Below are 17,165 nucleotides of genomic sequence, written 5' to 3'. Positions count from 1 at the left end.
TGATTGCTGGCTTGTTCGAGCTTAGTGCACCCCGCGGATCATGCCGGATGCACTAAGCCCTGTTGTTTTGCGGAGCTGCTTTAGCCGTGGAGGGCTTTGCCCGCGAGGGCGAGGTGGGCTTCGCCGAGCGCCTCGTTCTGGGTCGGGTGGGCGTGCAGCAGCTGGGCCACATCCTCCGGGTAGGCTTCCCAGTTCACGATCAGCTGGGCTTCGCCGATCTGCTCACCCATGCGGGAGCCGATCATGTGGACGCCGACGACGGGGCCGTCCTTCTGGCGGACCAGCTTGACGAGGCCGCCGGTGCCGAGGATGGAGCTCTTGCCGTTGCCGGCGAGGTTGTATTCCTGGGTCTCGACCTGGTCTTCGCCGAACTTTTCCTTGGCGCCCTTTTCCGTGTAGCCGACCGTGGCGATTTCGGGTTCGCAGTAGGTGACCTTGGGGATGTTGACGTCTTCGACGATGACGGGCTTCAGGCCGGCAATTTCTTCGGCAACGAAGATGCCCTGCTGGTAGCCGCGGTGGGCCAGCTGGACACCGGGAACGATGTCGCCCACGGCGTAGACGTTGCCGACGCCGGTGTGCAGGCGCTCGTTGGTGATGACGAACCCGCGGTCGATAGTTACGCCTGCCTCTTCGTAGCCGAGGTTGGCCGTGACCGGTCCGCGGCCGACGGCCACCAGGAGGAGCTCGGCCTCGAACGTCTTGCCGTCAACCAGCGTGACCTTGACGCCGTTGCCGTCCTGCTCGACGCCCTGGAAGAAGGTTCCGGTGGAGAACTTGATGCCGCGCTTCTTGAAGGCCCGTTCGAGGCTCTTCACGATGGTGGCGTCTTCGTTCGGGACCAGCGAGGGCAGGCCTTCGACGATCGTGACGTCCACGCCGAACGACTTCCACACCGAAGCGAACTCGACGCCGATCACGCCGCCGCCCAGGACGATGACGCTCTTGGGGATGTAGTCCATGGTCAGCGCTTCGTCCGAAGTGATGACTCGGCCGCCGATTTCCAGGCCGGGAAGCGAACGGGAGTAGGAGCCCGTGGCGAGGACGATGTTCTTGCCCTTGTAGGCGGTGCCGTTCACAACGACGGTGTCGGAGCCCTGGAGCTTGCCCTCACCCTCGATGACGGTGATGCCCTTGGACTTGATGAGGCCCTGCAGCCCCTTGAACTTGCCGGCGACGATTCCGTCCTTGTAGGCGTTGACGGCCGTGATGTCGATGCCGTCCAAGGTGACGTTCACGCCGTACTTGGAGGAGTCGCGGGCGTGGTCGGCCAGTTCCGCGGAGTGCAGCAGCGCCTTGGTGGGGATACAGCCGTTGTGCAGGCAGGTGCCGCCGAGCTTGCCCTTCTCCACGAGGCCGACGGTGAGGCCAAGCTGAACGGCCCGGAGGGCCGTGGCGTATCCGCCGCTGCCGCCACCGAGTACCAGGATGTCGAATTCTTGCGCAGTTGCCTGATCGGCCACTTAGACGCTCCCTCGCGTGAACGATGACACGAGAGTACGCATCATCTGGTCTTGGAACTTGCTCTGCCGTGATTATGCCAGCAGGCTGGTTCCCTTTCATTTGTGACTAACGTGGTTCACCTTAGCGAACCACTTATCCATGCTCCACCTTGCCGGGACATTTGTGGAGCGCTTGTGTCGAGTGTCACGCGGCTGTGTGGCAGGCGGATCACGCCGCCCGTCACACAGCCGCGCCAGCGGTCAGGCTACGGCCAGGAGATCCTCGACGTAGGCCACCAGAGTGCGCACCGTGCAGCCGGTGCCCTGTTTGGGTGTGTAGCCGTAGGGCGCGCCGTTGTTGAACGAGGGGCCCGCGATGTCGATGTGCGCCCAAGGGATCGGCTGGCCGTCCTTGCCCTTCCCCACGAACTCGCGCAGGAACACTGCCGCGGTCATCATGCCGCCGTGACGCTCGCCGATGTTGGCCAGGTCCGCCACCTGCGAGTCGAGGCTGGGCCGCAGCTCCTCCGGCAGGGGCATGGGCCAGACGAGCTCCCCGGCACGGTCGGCCGCCGCCTTGAGCGGGCCGGTTACGCTGTCCGCACCCATGACACCCGCGGTGCGGTTTCCGAGCGCAATCAGCTGGGCGCCTGTCAGCGTGGCAACGTCGATGATGGCGTCCGGGAATTCCTGGCTCGCCGCGACAATGCCGTCGGCCATGACCAGCCGGCCCTCGGCGTCGGTGTTAAGGACCTCAACGGTCTTCCCGCCGAACATCGTCAGGACGTCGGCCGGACGGGACGCCGCGCCGGACGGCATGTTCTCCGCGATGCACAGCCAGGCGGTTGCCTTGACCGGCAGGCCCAGTTCCGCGAGGGCCAGCACTGTATTAAGTACGACGGCGGCACCCGCCATATCGCTCTTCATGTCACCCATGCCGAGGGCCGGCTTGATGGAGATGCCGCCGGTGTCGAAAGTGATGCCCTTGCCCACCAGCGCGATCTTCCGGGTGGCCTTCGCCGGCGCGTACTCCACCTTGACGAGGCGGGGCTGGCGGGCGGAGCCCTTGCCCACGCCCATGATGCCGCCGAAGCCTTCCTTCTCAAGGCGCTTCTCGTCCCACACTGTGACCTTGACAGGCAGCCCCTTGGACAGTTCCTTGGCGGCGTCGGCGAAGGATTCCGGGTAGAGGTGGCTCGGCGGCTGGTTCACCAGCGAGCGTGTGGCGTTGACTGCCCTGCCAAGGAGGCCGGCGCGCTTGAGGGCGGGCTCGAGCTCCTTGTCGCCGGCCAGCTCGGTGAAGATGGCAACGTTGCTGACCGGGTCCTTGAGGCCGTCCTTGGAGGACCGGTGCTCCGTGAAGGAATAGGCTCCCAGCGCGGCGCCTTCGGCGACCGCCGCCACGTCGGCGACATCCGCCGTCGGGAATGCCAGCGTGACCGAGGAGAGTCCGGCGAGCTGGCGCACGGCGGAGCCGGCGGCGCGGCGCAGTGCCTCGCCCGACAGCCGCTGGCCGTCGCTGACCTTGCCGACTCCCGCCAGCACCAGGACCCCGGAGCCCGTCTCGGGGAGCCCGGGCAGGCGGACGGCCTGGTCCGCGGCCCCGGTGATGCCAAGAACCTTCAACGAATCGGCCAGTGCCTCGGCCGACTTCGCCGTCAGCGGATTATCCAGCAGGACGGGACCGTCCGCCCCCTGGCCGACGCCGATGACAACTGCGTCGCTGGCCGCCTTCTTCAGGTCCCGCGCAATGGCACTAAGGTTGATTTCAGTATTCTTGACCACGAGGATCAGTCCTCAATTCTCTGTGATTATTTCGGGCAGGAAGTGCATGTAAGGCGCCCTGCCATGGGTACCCGGCCGCCGTCCGTGTGGGAGGCCGCCGGCAGCAGTGGCCCTCAGTAAAGGCCAGTTCCGATCGTAGTCTCTCGGCGGCGCAGGAGCCGGATTGATTGAGAGCCGCGCCACAGCAGGATGAGGAATTCCGTATGGTTGCTCAGCGTTATGGACATTAACCCTCCGACCACGAAAGGAACTCGCCGTGTTTGAACGGATTTCCGGCTCGCTGCTGGACCCCGATGCGCTCTATGCCAAAAACATTGAGCTGTTCCACAGCCCCGAATTGCGCGGGCTGAATCTGGTGATGGGATTTACCGGTTTCGCCGACGCCGGCCATGTGGTCAGGCAGATCACGGCCGAGCTCCTCGACACCCTCGATTCCGAGCGCGTTGCCGTGTTCGACGCCGACCAGCTGATCGATTACCGTTCACGGAGGCCCCACGTGTCCTTCGTGGAGGACCATCTGCAGGACTACCAGGCGCCGAGCCTGGCGCTGTACCGGCTGGTCGACGGGCTGGGAAGTCCGTTCCTGTTCCTCGCCGGATTTGAGCCGGACCTGCAATGGGAGCGCTTCGCTCGGGCCGTCGTGCGGATCGTGGAGGAACTGGACGTCAATCTGGTGACGTGGATCCACTCCATTCCCATGCCGGTGCCGCACACCCGCCCGGTGGGCGTGACCGTGCACGGCAACCGCCCCGAACTGATCGAGGGCATCTCGGTCTGGAAGCCGACCGTCGAAGTGCCGGCGGCAGTGGGGCATGTGCTGGAGCTCCGCCTGACGGAGGCCGGACGGAACGTCGCCGGCTACGTCATTCACGTTCCGCACTACCTCGCCGAGGCTGAATACCCCACCGCGGCCGTGGCGGGACTTGAGTACCTCGGCGCCGCCACCTCGCTCATGCTTCCCACGGACAGGCTCCGGGAATCCGGCCGCGAGGTGGGCCGGCAGATCGCCGAACAGATCGAGGCCTCGGAAGACGTCCAGCAGGTGGTGTCCAAGCTGGAGGCCCGTTACGACGAGAAGGCCGAGGGCACGGTGCGGCGGTCCCTGCTGGCAGACGAGAACGACGAACTGCCCGACGGTGATGCGCTGGGTGCTGCCGTGGAGGCCTACCTGGCCCGCGAAAATCCGGCTCAATAAGCCGTCAATAAAATACGATTTTTGCGGCGTCCGGGCATAATGTAAGGGTGACTGCACCCCGCGCCTGGCTCGTTTGGTCCATCGGCATTTTTTCGTACCTGGTGGCTGTGACCCAGCGTACGTCATTTGGCGTGGTCGGACTCGAGGCGACGGAACGGTTCCACGCCAGCGCTTCGGCGATTTCGTTCTTCACGGTCCTGCAGCTGCTCGTCTACGCCGGACTCCAGATTCCGGTGGGCGTGCTGGTGGACAGGTTCGGGTCCCGGGCGATGATTGCCGGCGGAGCCCTGCTCATGGGACTCGGCCAGCTGCAGCTCGCCTTCGCAGACAGTGTTCCGGCCGGTGTGCTGGGACGCGTCCTGGTAGGCGCCGGCGATGCCATGACCTTTATCTCCGTCATCCGGCTGATCCCGCTCTGGTTCGCTCCGGCCCGGGTGCCGCTGCTGACCCAGCTCACCGGCATGTCCGGGCAGCTCGGGCAGCTGATCAGCGTGGTGCCGTTCGCCTTAATGCTGCACACCGCAGGCTGGACCCCCGCCTTCCTGGCACTGGCAGGACTGTCCGGAGTCGCCGTCGTCCTGGTGATCCTACTCCTGCAGGACCTCCCGCACGGAACCCCTGCCCAGCCGGCGACGAAGGGATTGCGCGCCACCGGCGTGTCCCTTTCCCGGGCCTGGAAGCAGCCGGGCACACGGCTCGGCCTGTGGAGCCACTTCACCATCCAGTTCAGCGGCACCGTCTTCGCCATGACCTGGGGTTATCCGTTCCTGATTTCGGCCCAGGGCCTCGACGCCGGCACCGTTGCCTCGCTCATGGCCCTTTATGTGGCGGGCGCCATCGGTGCCGGCCCGCTGATCGGACGCTTCGTCTCACGGCACCCGCTCCGGCGTTCCACCATGGTGCTGCTCATCGCCGGCGCCACCGCCGCAGCCTGGGCGGCCGTGCTGCTCTACCCGGGCCGCTCGCCCCTGTGGCTCCTGGCCGGCCTGGTGGTGGTGCTGGCCATCGGAGGGCCGGGATCCATGATCGGCTTCGACTTCGCGCGTACGTTCAACCCGGCCCACCGGATCGGTACTGCCACGGGCATCGTCAACGTCGGCGGGTTCATCGCTGCGCTTGTGGCGATCTACCTGATCGGTGCGGTGCTGGACATCCTGTACGCCACCGGGTTCTCCAACGGGGTGCTGTACGGCCTGGAGCCGTTCCGCGTCGCCCTGTGCGTGCATTTCCTGCTGCTCGGAATCGGTTCCGTCGGCACGCTGGTGGTCCGCCGCAAAGTGCGCCGCCAGATGGCGGCCCAGGGCGTGGTGGTACAGCCGCTGCTCAAAGTCCTGGCCGAACAGCGCAGGGCAAGGAACGCCCGGCGCAGCGAGCCGTCCCGCGACTAGCAGCGACCTCGGCAGGCACTATCCCTCCACACCCGGCTTAATCCACATGGCAAAATCTGGGCCTACCGGACGGTAACTGACTGCCCGAGGCTGGATGCATGACAGCACCCCAGCACCTCACCATCACCGGCCCCGAAGACATCCTGGGGTACGTTCCGCACAGCCTGGGATATTGGCCGTCCCGCAGCCTCGTGGCCATGACCATGCAGGGCAAGCGCCTCGGAGCCACGCTCCGGGTCGATCTGCCCGTATCCGGATCCCGCCGCGAGCGGGAAGACTTCGCCCGGACCGTGGCCGGTTACCTGCTCGCAGACGACGCCGCCGACGGCTCCCTGCTGATGTTCTTCACCAATGACGGCTGGACGGACGCCTCCGGGCCGGGGGAATCCGGGCAGGGCGCGGGCCGGCCGCTGCTGGCTGATCTTGAATCCGCGCTCGGACTCGCCGGAATGCCGGTGCGGGACGCCTGGTACGTCGGCGATGAGTACTGGCGCAACGCCTACTGCACTGATGCCGGCTGCTGCGCGCTGCCCGGCCGTCCCGTGGCCGAGATCCGCGACAGCCGCCTCAATGCGGAGATGGTGTTCCTTGGCAGCAGCGTCGGGGCGCCGCCCGGAACCGCCCTGGTCGAGGACGATAGCCGGCAGGCGGCGCCGGACCCGGCCGTGGAGGCCGCCGAGCAGCGCTGGGCCGGCGAGCTTGAGAGCAGGCGGACCAGCCGGCCCCAGTTCGACAGGGTCCTGGACGCGTGGGAAAGGGTGCTGGCCGCCGACCCCGGCGCCGACCTCCGGCCGGAAATGGCAGGATTCCTGCGTGCGTGCCTTCGCGTCCCGCCGTGGCGTGACGCCGTCCTGGTCATGGCTGCCGCGGGACGTACAGCGGCAGAGGAAGGCGCGGAGGAATTCGGGATCTTCTCGGCGCGGGCCGGCCTGCCGCCGTCCGGTCCGGCCCTGCCTAGTCCGGACTTGTCCGGTCCGGCCCTGTCCCGTCCGGCAGGCCAGCCGGAGACCGATGCGGGAGCCGGCCGTGCGGATCAGGGGACGTCCCGCGGTCGCGACGCTGTGCCCGTGCCCGGATACGGCGAGGTCCTGCTGGGCCTGAGCCCGTCGCTGCCCGACTGGAACACGATGAAGCGCCTCGAAGAGGTGATGCTTCAACTGTCCTCCCGCGGCCCGGGTGAAGCACGGGCTGCTGCCCTAACGGCAAAGGGATGGATCGAATGGTGCCGGGGGAGGGGGTCCTTCGCCCACGCTTCGCTGAGCCAGGCATTGGAGGCCAGCCCGGGATACAGGCTCGCGGAACTGCTTTCCGAAGTGGTCCGCCGCGGAACCATCTGCGGGTGGGCCGCACGCCGTGAGGCGGCCTGGCAGAAGTTTGGGACGGACGCCGCATAACATTCCGCGACCACTGATGTCCTCACGCGGGTCGGCTGGCGGGCGGCGATAGTATGTGCCGGTGGCTCACAGGGTTTCGAAGGGCGAGGTCATCGCGTTTCGTCTTGGCGCCCATCATCTCACCGAGCGGTTGGGCGAAGGTGGGCTGCTCGACGCCGCCGGCCGGTGCGGGATTCAGAACAGCCCGCCCGGGTCGGCGTTGCTTGCCCTGCACGCCAGGGTGCGGAACCTCACGCAGGAACAGGTGGCCGACGCAGTCGCCGAGGAGAAGAGCCTGCTGCAGACCTGGTGCATGCGCGGCTCGCCGTTCTACTTCCCGGCCTCGGACGCACCCGTATTCACCACCGGCGTGCTACCGCCGACCGAGGAGGCGATGCGCCATCTCGTTCCCGGCGTGGAGCAGGCGTTGGACGAACTTAACATGAGCCTGATAGAGACGGTCGAGCTGACCGGCGCCGAGATCGGTGACGTGCTGTCCGGGCGCAGGCTGGCCATCAACGAGCTGGGCGCGGAGATCGCCACGCGTATTGCCCGCAGGCTGCCGAAGCGACAACGCGACACCTGGGAGGAAGAAGGTCCCTACGCCCCGGGTCAACCGCTCGGGGAGGGTGTCGTACATTTCTGCGTCCGCATCCTCACGTTGCAGCGGGTGGTCTGCTTCGCGCCGCGCGCCGGGAACAAAGCACCGTTCGTCCTGGTCGACGAGTGGCTGGGCCATCCGATCCCGGACATCGACCCGGGCCTCGCGCGCGCCGAACTGCTTCGCCGTTACCTGCGCTGCTACGGACCGTCGACACGCGGAGACTTCGCCGCGTGGGCAGGGATCTATCCCGGTGACACCGACCCCTGGTGGAACCTGGTCGAGGACGAGCTGACGCAGGTCGAGTTTGGCGGCACGTCATGGATCCTCACCGAGGATCTCGACGCACTGCGGTCGGCACCCCGGCCGAAGGGGGTGCGCCTGCTCCCGCCACGTGACCCTTATACCCAGATGCGCTACCGCGAAACGATCGTCGACAAGAAGTACCACCCGGAAGCGTGGAAGACGGTCGGCGCACCGGGCACGGTCCTCGCAGGCGGCAAAATCGTCGGCACATGGCGTCCACGCAAGAGCGGCCGGAAGCTGACCATCACCATCAAGACGTTCGGCTCGCTGCCAGATCGGGACAAGAGGTCGCTAGATTGTGAGGCCGAGCAGGTCGCGCCGTTGCGAGGCGCGTCGTCCGTGGACGTCGAGTTCGACACCTACTGACAGGACAGCGCCGGCACCCGCGTATTACAGCCCCAGCGGCCATGTTGGGGAAAACCATGAGACAATGGTTGCCGAGACCCGGTTGGGTCCGTGAATCAGTGCTTGCAATTGAACCCGGAAACGGGAACATTGCGGCCGCCCCGGCAGTTCTACTTAATGGCTCTGCCAGCCGCGGTTGCACCTGATATCAGTCACGGACTTGACAGGGTCATAGTGGTGTTGCCCGTATGGTGATTCCACAGACCGCCGCTAGAAAGGTTTTCTGTGACCCCGTCTTCCGCGAAGAAGGAACCCGCCGCCCTGGCCGATGCGTCTGCCGAGGAGAAGAAGGCGGCAACCAGCGCCAAGCGTGCAGCCACCCGCGCCGCCAACAAGGCTGCAGCGATCGCCGATGGCGGCTCAACGTCTGCCGCTTCGAAGCCCGAGCCGAAGAAGCGCGGCCCCAAGCCCGGCGCCAAGGCGGCAGCCGAAGCTGCCGGAAGCCGCTCAACTTCCGACGACGATGTGGACGTCGAAGAGGATCTCGACGACGTATCACCCGACACCGCCGATCTCGTTGACGAAGCCGACGAGGCAGGCAAGGGTGCCGCGGCGCCTACCGGCTCTGGATTTGTCTACTCCGATGCCGACGACGACGATGCACCTGTCCAGCAGGTCATGTCCGCCGGTGCCACCGCCGACCCTGTTAAGGATTACCTGAAGCAGATCGGCAAGGTCGCCCTCCTCAACGCCGAGCAGGAGGTTGACCTCGCCCTCCGGATCGAGGCCGGCCTCTTCGCCGAGGAGAAGATCAACGCCGACGACGGTTCCATGGATCCGAAGTACAAGCGTGAGCTTGAATTCATCATCCATGACGGCAAGCGCGCCAAGAACCACCTCCTTGAGGCGAACCTCCGTCTCGTGGTGTCGCTGGCCAAGCGCTACACCGGCCGTGGCATGCTCTTCCTTGACCTCATCCAGGAAGGAAACCTGGGCCTCATCCGTGCCGTCGAGAAGTTCGACTACACGAAGGGCTTCAAGTTCTCGACCTACGCCACGTGGTGGATCCGCCAGGCCATCACCCGCGCCATGGCGGACCAAGCCCGCACCATCCGTATTCCGGTCCACATGGTTGAAGTCATCAACAAGCTCGCCCGCGTGCAGCGCCAGATGCTGCAGGACCTCGGCCGGGAACCCACGCCCGAAGAGCTGGCCCTCGAGCTGGACATGACGCCGGAAAAGGTTGTCGAAGTCCAGAAGTACGGCCGCGAACCGATTTCCCTCCACACGCCGCTCGGCGAGGACGGGGATTCCGAGTTCGGCGACCTCATCGAGGACTCCGAAGCCGTGGTTCCGGCCGACGCCGTGAGCTTCACGCTGCTGCAGGAACAGCTGCACTCGGTGCTGGATACGCTGTCCGAGCGCGAAGCCGGAGTGGTGGCCATGCGCTTTGGCCTCACGGACGGTCAGCCGAAGACTTTAGACGAAATCGGCAAGGTCTACGGTGTCACGCGTGAGCGTATCCGCCAGATCGAATCCAAGACCATGTCCAAGCTGCGGCACCCGTCGCGGTCCCAGGTCCTGCGGGACTACCTGGACTAGGAGCTTCCTGAACCGGAGGCTTCCTGAACCGGATGCTTCCTGAACCAGGAGCCTTTGGATCGGACGCCAAAGCCAGGGCCGCCACCGGATAATCCGGATGGCGGCCCTGGCTTTGTTTTCAGGCAGAAAAAAGCCAGGGCCCCTTGCCGGGAGCCCTGGCTTTTTTGTTTCGCGCTTTTCAGCTGCTTGGTCTAGTCGACCGGTACCGGTGCCTTCTCGTGAAGCCGGCCCGTCTCATCGTGCCAGTCCGAGCTCAGCGGCTTGAGGGTCGCTTCGACGGCACGTGAATGGTGAGCGCAGAAGAGCAGCTCGCCTCCGGAGGACTCGAGTACAACCCGAACGTATGCCTGCGCACCGCAACGGTCGCACCGGTCAGCTGCGGTGAGTGTGCGGTCGGCAACTGCTGTTGTCATGTCGGCCTCCTTAGTAGATCTGTACATCTATATAACCAGCATTCGCAGCCAATCCATGGCAAGGATGTGTCACTTTCGCTGTCCGCGTATCACGTCTCCGTAACAAACAGTGGCAGCCTGACGCTGCGGCGGGAGTGGCAGCAGGGCGAAACGGCCCCGCAGGACTAGGCTAGAGGGAGCTTTTTAACGCCTTACCAGGCCCGTCGCTGAAGGAGTCCACGACCTGTGACACCGAGTTCTGATTACACCGCCCGCCACCTTTCGGTGCTGGAGGGCCTGGAGGCGGTCCGCAAGCGTCCGGGCATGTACATCGGTTCCACGGACTCCAGGGGACTGATGCACTGCCTCTGGGAAATTATCGACAACTCCGTCGATGAGGCGCTGGCGGGCTTCGGCCACGACATCAAGATTATCCTGCACGCGGACAATTCCGTTGAGATCCACGACGACGGCCGCGGCATCCCCGTGGATGTGGAACCCAAGACCGGCCTCACAGGCGTCGAGGTCGTCTTTACCAAGCTCCACGCCGGCGGCAAGTTCGGCGGCGGCTCCTACACCGCATCCGGCGGCCTCCACGGAGTGGGCGCATCGGTGGTCAACGCGCTCTCCGCCCGGCTCGATGTGGAAGTGGACCGCGGGGGCAAAACCTACAAGATGTGCTTCCGCCGGGGCGAGCCCGGCCGGTTCAAGGACAGCGGCCCGCGGCCCGATCCGGCCGCCGGGTTCGCCGCGTTCGTGGACGATTCCGTGCTCGACGTCGTGGGCAAGGCCAAGCGGGGCGTGACCGGAACGCGCATCCGCTACTGGGCGGACCGCCAGATCTTCACGCCCGACGCCAAGTTCTCCTATGACGAACTTGCCGCGCGCGCCCGCCAGACGTCCTTCCTGGTGCCGGGCCTGAAGCTAACGGTGCGGGACGAACGCAAGCTCGCCGGAACCCCGGGCGAGCTGGGTCCGCACGAAGAGGTGTTCCACCATGACGGCGGCATCTCGGAGTTCGTGGAATTCCTCGCGATCGACTCGGGCGTGACGGACGTCTGGCGCCTGCACGGCGCCGGTAAGTTCAAGGAAACCGTCCCCGTGCTGGACGACAAAGGCCACAGCAAGCTGGCGGAGGTCGAACGCGACTGCGAAGTGGACGTCGCGCTGCGCTGGGGGATCGGCTACGACACCGCGGTCCGCAGCTTCGTCAACATCATCTCCACCCCCAAGGGCGGCACGCACCAGGCCGGCTTCGAACAGGCCCTGGTCAAGACCTTCCGCAAGGCCGTCGAGACCAACGCCAGGAAGCTGAAGGCCGGCAACGACAAGATCGAGAAGGACGACATTTTCGCCGGCCTGACCGCCGTCCTGACCGTCAGGCTTGCTGAGCCGCAGTTCGAGGGCCAGACGAAGGAAATCCTGGGCACCTCGGCGGTCAAGGCGATTGTGGCCAGGGTGGTGGAAAAGGAGATCGCGGCCAAGCTCAACTCGGCGAACCGCAACGACAAGGCACAGTCGGCGCTGCTGCTGGAGAAGATCGTCAGCGAGATGAAGTCGCGCATCTCGGCCCGCGTCCACAAGGAAACGCAGCGCCGGAAGACCGCGCTCGAGACGTCGTCGATGCCCACGAAGCTGGCGGACTGCCGCACCGACGACGTCGCCCGCTCGGAGCTGTTCATCGTCGAGGGCGATTCGGCCCTCGGCACCGCGAAGCTCGCACGGTCCTCCGACTTCCAGGCCCTGCTGCCCATCCGCGGCAAGATCCTGAACGTCCAGAAGGCATCGGTGGGGGACATGCTCTCCAACGCGGAATGCGCGGCCCTGATCCAGGTGGTCGGAGCCGGTTCGGGGCGCAGCTTCGCGATTGAAGCGGCCCGCTACGGCAAGGTCATCCTCATGACAGACGCCGACGTGGACGGAGCCCACATCCGCACACTGCTGCTCACGCTCTTCTTCCGCTACATGCGCCCCATGGTGGAACAGGGCCGGGTGTTCGCGGCGGTGCCGCCGCTGCACCGCGTGGAAGTCATCAACCCGGGCCAGAAGGCCAACGAGATGATCTACACCTACTCCGAGGCGGAGCTCCATGCCCTCCTTGCCAGGCTCGCCAAGGACGGCAAGAAATACAAGGAACCCATCCAGCGCTACAAGGGCCTGGGAGAGATGGACGCCGAGCAGCTCGCCGAAACCACCATGGATCCACGGCACCGCATGCTCCGCAAGGTCAACATCGAAAACGCCCAGCATGCCGAAGCCACGTTCGACCTGCTGATGGGATCCGACGTCGCGCCGCGGAAGGACTTCATCATCGCCGGCGCCGCGAGCCTGGACCGGGACCGCATCGACGCCTGAAGCCCTCGGGCACACGCAGCCGGGGTGGCCGGGCGTGATCAGCCCGGCAGACTCAGCCGAGCAGGCCGGGCACGATCAGCAGCGCGGTGGGCATGGCCAGCAGCAGGACACAGACCGCCACCACTGTGGCCCGGAGGGCGGCCGGAAGCGGTGGCCGGGGCGAGAGAAGGCGGCTGACGCGTGACGCCGTCGTGCTCGCCGAGCCGGCACCGGCGGCGCCGTCCGGCAGCTGCAGGCCCGCGCCGGGAAGTGCGCCGGGGCCCATGGCCGGTGCCGCCTGCGGAACGGAAGAGCCGCTGGCGACGATCGCTATGGCCTTGATCAGCGTCGCCTTGCTTTCGGTCCTGAGGGCGACGTCATCGGCGAGCATCTCGATCAGGGAGTTCACGGCTTCCTGGGCGAGGCGCGTGGTGGGCAGCCAGGGCAGGGCCTGGCGCCAGGCGGCGAAGGCCCACAGCAGCAGATGGTGGCGCTGGTTAAGGTGGGCGTTCTCGTGAATGAGGACCGCCCGGAGCTCCGCGGGTTCCAAGGCCGCCATGAGTCCGTCGGAGAGCACGGTGACGGATCGTGCCCCGCCGGGCAGGCAGTACGCCACCGGCGAATCATGGTTGATCACCACGGTGCCCGTCCCGTCCGCGGAGGGCGAGGCCAGCAACGCCAGCAGTTCACGGTGGCGCCGGCGTTGCCGCTCGATCTTGTAGTACGTCAGCAGCAGCGTGAAGACGAGGTGCGCCGTCAGCAGGGCGGCCGCGGAGAGCGCAAACAGGTGCCAGAAGCCCAGCGACGTGGTAGGTGCGTTGTACAGCACCATTCCGGCCAGGGCCCGCAGCCCGGCGATCAGGTTGTCCCCGACCGGTTCGAGGCCGTAGACCAGCATGGCGCCGATCATCGACAGGCCGCCGGCGAGGCCGATGACCTGCCACAGCAGCATGGCCGTGAAGGGATCCCGGGCCGGCCAGTGGGCGCGGGAAAGGAGGATAGGCACCGGCCAGGCCAGTACTATCGCCAGGACCGCCAGGAAGTATGAGGTCCAGAACATCTGCCGCTAGCTGTGGCCAAGCAGTTTGCGCAGCGTCTCGGCTTCACTTTCGGTCACGGATCCGATGAACCGCGCCAGGACGGCCTCGCGGTCCGGGGCGGATCCCAGCACTTCGTGCATGAGCTCGGCGGTGTGGTCCTCGCGGCTGGATACCGCCTGGTAACGGTGGGGCCGCGTGCCGCGTTCGCGCTCCACCAGGCCCTTCTTTTCCAGGCGCGACAGCACGGTCAGGACAGTGGTGACCGCCAGGTCCTTGCCCTCGTGCCCTGCTGCGCCGCCGTGGGCCGCCGTGCTTTGTGCGAGCATGTCCCGCAGCGTGTTGGCGGTGGCTGCTTCGTGGCCCGCCCAGAGCAGGTCCATGACCGCCCGTTCCAGTTCCCCAAGACTTGCCATATGTACATCCTTTTGACAACGCATTGCTGTGGGGCCGGCTGGCCCCTTGCTGTGATTCCAATTCTTCAAGTTCAAATCTAGCGTGTTTGCGCCGTTCTTTCTACATGAGGTAGAACGCGCGGCGCGCCGCGGCTCATTGCAGCCCGACCCGGGCGGTGTAACGATGTTTACAGCGTCGGACGCCGTGTTCTACACTCTGTAGAAGTTGATGTTCTACGTAATGTAGAAAACAGCGCTTGAGAGCTTGAGACCTAGCCAAAAGTAGGGACCGCCTTGGAAGCCTTGGAAATCGCACGCTGGCAATTCGGGATCACCACCGTCTACCACTTCATGATGGTGCCGCTGACAATCGGCCTGGGCCTCGTCGTGGCAGTCATCCAGACCCTCTGGCACAGGACCGGCAACCCGGCCTACCTGCGGATGACGAAATTCTGGGGCAAGCTCTTCCTCATCAACTTCATCATGGGTGTGGCCACCGGAATCGTGCAGGAATTCCAGTTCGGCATGGCGTGGAGCGAATACAGCCGCTTCGTGGGTGACGTCTTCGGCGCTCCGCTCGCGCTTGAAGCACTGCTGGCGTTCTTCGTCGAATCGACCTTCCTGGGACTCTGGATCTTCGGCTGGAAGCAGCTCAAGCGGGGCATCCACCTGGCCTGCCTCTGGATCGCCGTGATCGGATCCTTCTTTTCCGCGTACTTCATCATCGTGGCCAACAGCTGGATGCAGCACCCCGTGGGCGTCAAGATGATCGATGGCCGTCCGGTCATGACCGACGCGTGGGCCGTCTTCACCAACAACACCGCACTCGTGGCCGTGCCGCACACACTCTTCGGGGCACTCGCCGTGGCCGGCGGCTTCCTGCTCGGCATCGCCTGGTACCACCTCTGGCGGCGGCGCAGGGACGGCATCGACACCGTCGGAGGCGACGGCAAGGTCATTCCCGGCGCAGCCGACATTCCGGGGCGGGACCTTACCGACCACAGCGTCTGGATCCGCTCGCTGCGGATCGGCGCCGTCGTCGCCATGATTTCCTTCGCCGGCACCGCGCTGACCGGCGACCTGCAGGGAAAGCTGATGTTCGAGCAGCAGCCCATGAAGATGGCCGCCGCCGAAGCCGCCTGCCACGACGGAACGGGCTTCTCAGTCCTCAGCGTCGGCAACCTCGGTTCCCGGAACTGCGACGACATCGTGGCGCTGATCGAGGTCCCCGGCATCCTCTCCTACCTCGCCAAGGGCGACTTCACCACCGAGGTCAAGGGCGTCAACAGCCTGCTGGACCAGTACAAGGCGGACTACGGCACGCACGTGCCGAATGAGGCCATTTACGGCGACCGGGCCGGTCAGGAGATCGAGTACGTGCCCGTCATGGAGGTCACCTACTGGGGGTTCCGCATGATGATCGGCTTCGGCGGCGTGGCGGCCCTGGCCGCGCTCCTGGCCCTGTGGGTCACCCGCAGCGGCACCGTGCCGGAGTCCCGCTGGCTCATGCGGCTCGCCGTGTTCGGCATCCTGGCCCCGTTCGGAGCGAACGCCGCCGGCTGGATCTTCACGGAAATGGGCCGGCAGCCGTTCGTCGTGGCGCCCAACCCCGACCTCAACGGCATCGACCAGGTCTTCATGTTCACCGCCGCGGCAGTTTCCCCCGGGGTCTCCGCCGGCGAGATCCTCACGTCGCTGATCGTCCTCACCGCCATCTATGCGGTGCTGCTCGTGGTGGAGGTGAAACTCCTCGTCAAGTACGTCCGCGGCGGCGTCGTTTCGGCCATGCCCGAACTGGTCCACGCACCGGTGGACGAGAACGAGGACGGCACCCCGGGCCCGGGCGGGCCGGGGAAGTCCGGAACAGCCGACGACGTCCTGGCATTCGCCTACTAACAGCTGAGGATACTGAGCATGGAACTGCTGCCGACCATCTGGTTCATCGCCATCGCCGTCCTGTGGACCGGATACCTCTTCCTCGAGGGTTTCGACCTGGGTGTGGGAATGCTGATGAAGATCTTCGCCCGCAACAACACTGAGCGCCGCGTGCTGCTTAACACAATCGGGCCGGTGTGGGACGGCAACGAAGTCTGGCTCCTGACCGCGGGCGGTGCCACCTTTGCGGCATTCCCGTTCTGGTACGCCTCCCTTTTCTCGGCCCTGTACCTGCCGCTGCTGGTCGTCCTGGTCGCACTGATCTTCCGGGCTGTTGCGTTTGAGTACCGCGGCAAGGTGGACAACGACCGGTGGCGCAACACGTGGGACTGGGCCATAGCAGCCGGCTCCTTCGTTGCCGCCTTCGGCGTGGGGGCCGCCCTGGCGCTGACCACAACGGGCCTGCCCCTGGACGCCAACGGGGACCGCGACGGCGGCCCGTTCTCCTGGTTCAGCGGCTACGCGCTGCTTGGTGGCTTCGCGGTGGCAGGGTTCGCCCTGCTGCATGCGCTGGCCTTCCTGGCGTTGAAGACCGACGGCGATGTCCGGCACCGTGCCCGCCGCTGGCTTGTGCGGCTGCTGCCCGTCCTGTTGCTGCCGCTGGCCGGCTGGGCCGTCAGCGTGCAGCTCCTCAGCGGCGAGGCCTGGACGGTGGCCGTGCTCGCCGTCGCGGTCGTTGCGGCTGCTGTCGCCTGGTTCCAGGCCCGAAGCGGCAACGAGGGCCGGGCCTTCCTGGCAGTGGGCGTGTTCCTGCTGTGCGGTTCGGCCTCCATCTTCGGAGCCGTGTTCCCCGTGGTCCTTCCGTCAACCATTGACCCTGCGTTCAGCCTGACCGTCTCCAATGCCTCATCGTCCGACTACACGCTGGGCCTCATGAGCGTCGTCGCGTGCGTCGGACTTCCGCTGGTCATCGCTTATCAGGCCTGGACCTACTGGGTGTTCCGCCGCCGGGTCAGCGCCGCGCACATCCCGGAGGCGCACAGCTTCCTGCCGGCGATTGCCGCCAAGGCGTTCACCAGGAATGACTGACCGGCC

13 protein-coding genes are annotated in these 17,165 nt (G+C 66.0%); 8 read left to right on the top strand and 5 right to left on the bottom strand.

Annotated elements, in window-relative coordinates; translation table 11 throughout:
* Positions 1-80: 80 nt before the first annotated feature.
* Positions 81-1,463 (bottom strand): dihydrolipoyl dehydrogenase, encoded by a 1,383-nt coding sequence (gene lpdA, locus ASG92_RS12480; RefSeq protein WP_056628668.1) that lies wholly within the window; start codon positions 1,461-1,463, stop codon positions 81-83.
* Positions 1,464-1,703: 240 nt separating this feature from the next.
* Positions 1,704-3,227 (bottom strand): leucyl aminopeptidase, encoded by a 1,524-nt coding sequence (locus tag ASG92_RS12475; protein WP_056628665.1) that lies wholly within the window; start codon positions 3,225-3,227, stop codon positions 1,704-1,706.
* Between the two features lie 256 nt (positions 3,228-3,483).
* Here ASG92_RS12475 and ASG92_RS12470 point away from each other — a divergent pair, with 256 nt between their 5' ends.
* The 5 genes from ASG92_RS12470 (at position 3,484) to ASG92_RS12450 (ending at position 10,037) form a co-directional block, all read left to right on the top strand.
* Entirely contained in the window at positions 3,484-4,422 is a 939-nt protein-coding gene (locus tag ASG92_RS12470; protein ID WP_056628662.1) for a PAC2 family protein, read from the top strand.
* A gap of 47 nt (positions 4,423-4,469) precedes the next feature.
* Positions 4,470-5,810 (top strand): MFS transporter, encoded by a 1,341-nt coding sequence (locus ASG92_RS12465; protein ID WP_056628660.1) that lies wholly within the window; start codon positions 4,470-4,472, stop codon positions 5,808-5,810.
* Positions 5,811-5,908: 98 nt separating this feature from the next.
* Positions 5,909-7,204, top strand: coding sequence for a DUF4192 domain-containing protein (locus ASG92_RS12460; protein ID WP_056628657.1), 1,296 nt, complete (start codon positions 5,909-5,911; stop codon positions 7,202-7,204).
* 61 nt (positions 7,205-7,265) lie between these two features.
* Positions 7,266-8,456 carry a winged helix DNA-binding domain-containing protein gene (locus ASG92_RS12455; protein WP_056628797.1) on the top strand — a complete coding sequence of 397 codons (1,191 nt, stop codon included), beginning with the start codon at positions 7,266-7,268 and terminating at the stop codon, positions 8,454-8,456.
* 264 nt (positions 8,457-8,720) lie between these two features.
* The gene (locus tag ASG92_RS12450) at positions 8,721-10,037 is read left to right on the top strand and encodes an RNA polymerase sigma factor (protein WP_056628654.1); all 1,317 of its coding nucleotides are present in this window, start codon (positions 8,721-8,723) and stop codon (positions 10,035-10,037) included.
* A 191-nt stretch (positions 10,038-10,228) separates the two neighbouring features.
* On the opposite strand, the gene ASG92_RS12445 is transcribed toward ASG92_RS12450, so the two are convergent.
* Positions 10,229-10,450, bottom strand: a complete 222-nt coding sequence (locus ASG92_RS12445) for a hypothetical protein (RefSeq protein WP_056628651.1) — start codon at positions 10,448-10,450, stop codon at positions 10,229-10,231.
* A gap of 225 nt (positions 10,451-10,675) precedes the next feature.
* Between ASG92_RS12445 and ASG92_RS12440 the strand changes: the two genes are divergently transcribed.
* Entirely contained in the window at positions 10,676-12,784 is a 2,109-nt protein-coding gene (locus ASG92_RS12440; protein WP_056628648.1) for a DNA topoisomerase IV subunit B, read from the top strand.
* Between the two features lie 52 nt (positions 12,785-12,836).
* Here the strand turns inward: ASG92_RS12440 and ASG92_RS12435 are convergent, their stop codons facing one another.
* Entirely contained in the window at positions 12,837-13,823 is a 987-nt protein-coding gene (locus ASG92_RS12435) for a M56 family metallopeptidase (protein ID WP_056628645.1), read from the bottom strand.
* A 6-nt stretch (positions 13,824-13,829) separates the two neighbouring features.
* Entirely contained in the window at positions 13,830-14,216 is a 387-nt protein-coding gene (locus tag ASG92_RS12430; RefSeq protein ID WP_056628644.1) for a BlaI/MecI/CopY family transcriptional regulator, read from the bottom strand.
* A gap of 273 nt (positions 14,217-14,489) precedes the next feature.
* Between ASG92_RS12430 and ASG92_RS12425 the strand changes: the two genes are divergently transcribed.
* Together ASG92_RS12425 and cydB are read left to right on the top strand one after the other, a co-directional pair.
* Entirely contained in the window at positions 14,490-16,091 is a 1,602-nt protein-coding gene (locus tag ASG92_RS12425; protein WP_056628642.1) for a cytochrome ubiquinol oxidase subunit I, read from the top strand.
* 18 nt (positions 16,092-16,109) lie between these two features.
* Positions 16,110-17,159, top strand: coding sequence for a cytochrome d ubiquinol oxidase subunit II (cydB, locus tag ASG92_RS12420; RefSeq protein WP_056628639.1), 1,050 nt, complete (start codon positions 16,110-16,112; stop codon positions 17,157-17,159).
* Positions 17,160-17,165: the final 6 nt, after the last annotated feature.

The organism is Arthrobacter sp. Soil736, assembly GCF_001428005.1.
Classification (GTDB): Bacteria; Actinomycetota; Actinomycetes; order Actinomycetales; family Micrococcaceae; genus Arthrobacter.
Note: the sequence above shows the minus strand (reverse complement) of the source record. Positions and strands in the feature narration are given on the sequence as shown.

Bases quoted from the DNA above. Each gene is read 5' to 3' on its own strand.
- ASG92_RS12460 (WP_056628657.1), top strand. From the start codon at position 5,909: ATGACAGCACCCCAGCACCTCACCATCACCGGCCCCGAAGACATCCTG.
- ASG92_RS12445 (WP_056628651.1), bottom strand. From the start codon at position 10,450: ATGACAACAGCAGTTGCCGACCGCACACTCACCGCAGCTGACCGGTGC.
- ASG92_RS12435 (WP_056628645.1), bottom strand. From the start codon at position 13,823: ATGTTCTGGACCTCATACTTCCTGGCGGTCCTGGCGATAGTACTGGCC.
- ASG92_RS12430 (WP_056628644.1), bottom strand. From the start codon at position 14,216: ATGGCAAGTCTTGGGGAACTGGAACGGGCGGTCATGGACCTGCTCTGG.
- cydB (WP_056628639.1), top strand. From the start codon at position 16,110: ATGGAACTGCTGCCGACCATCTGGTTCATCGCCATCGCCGTCCTGTGG.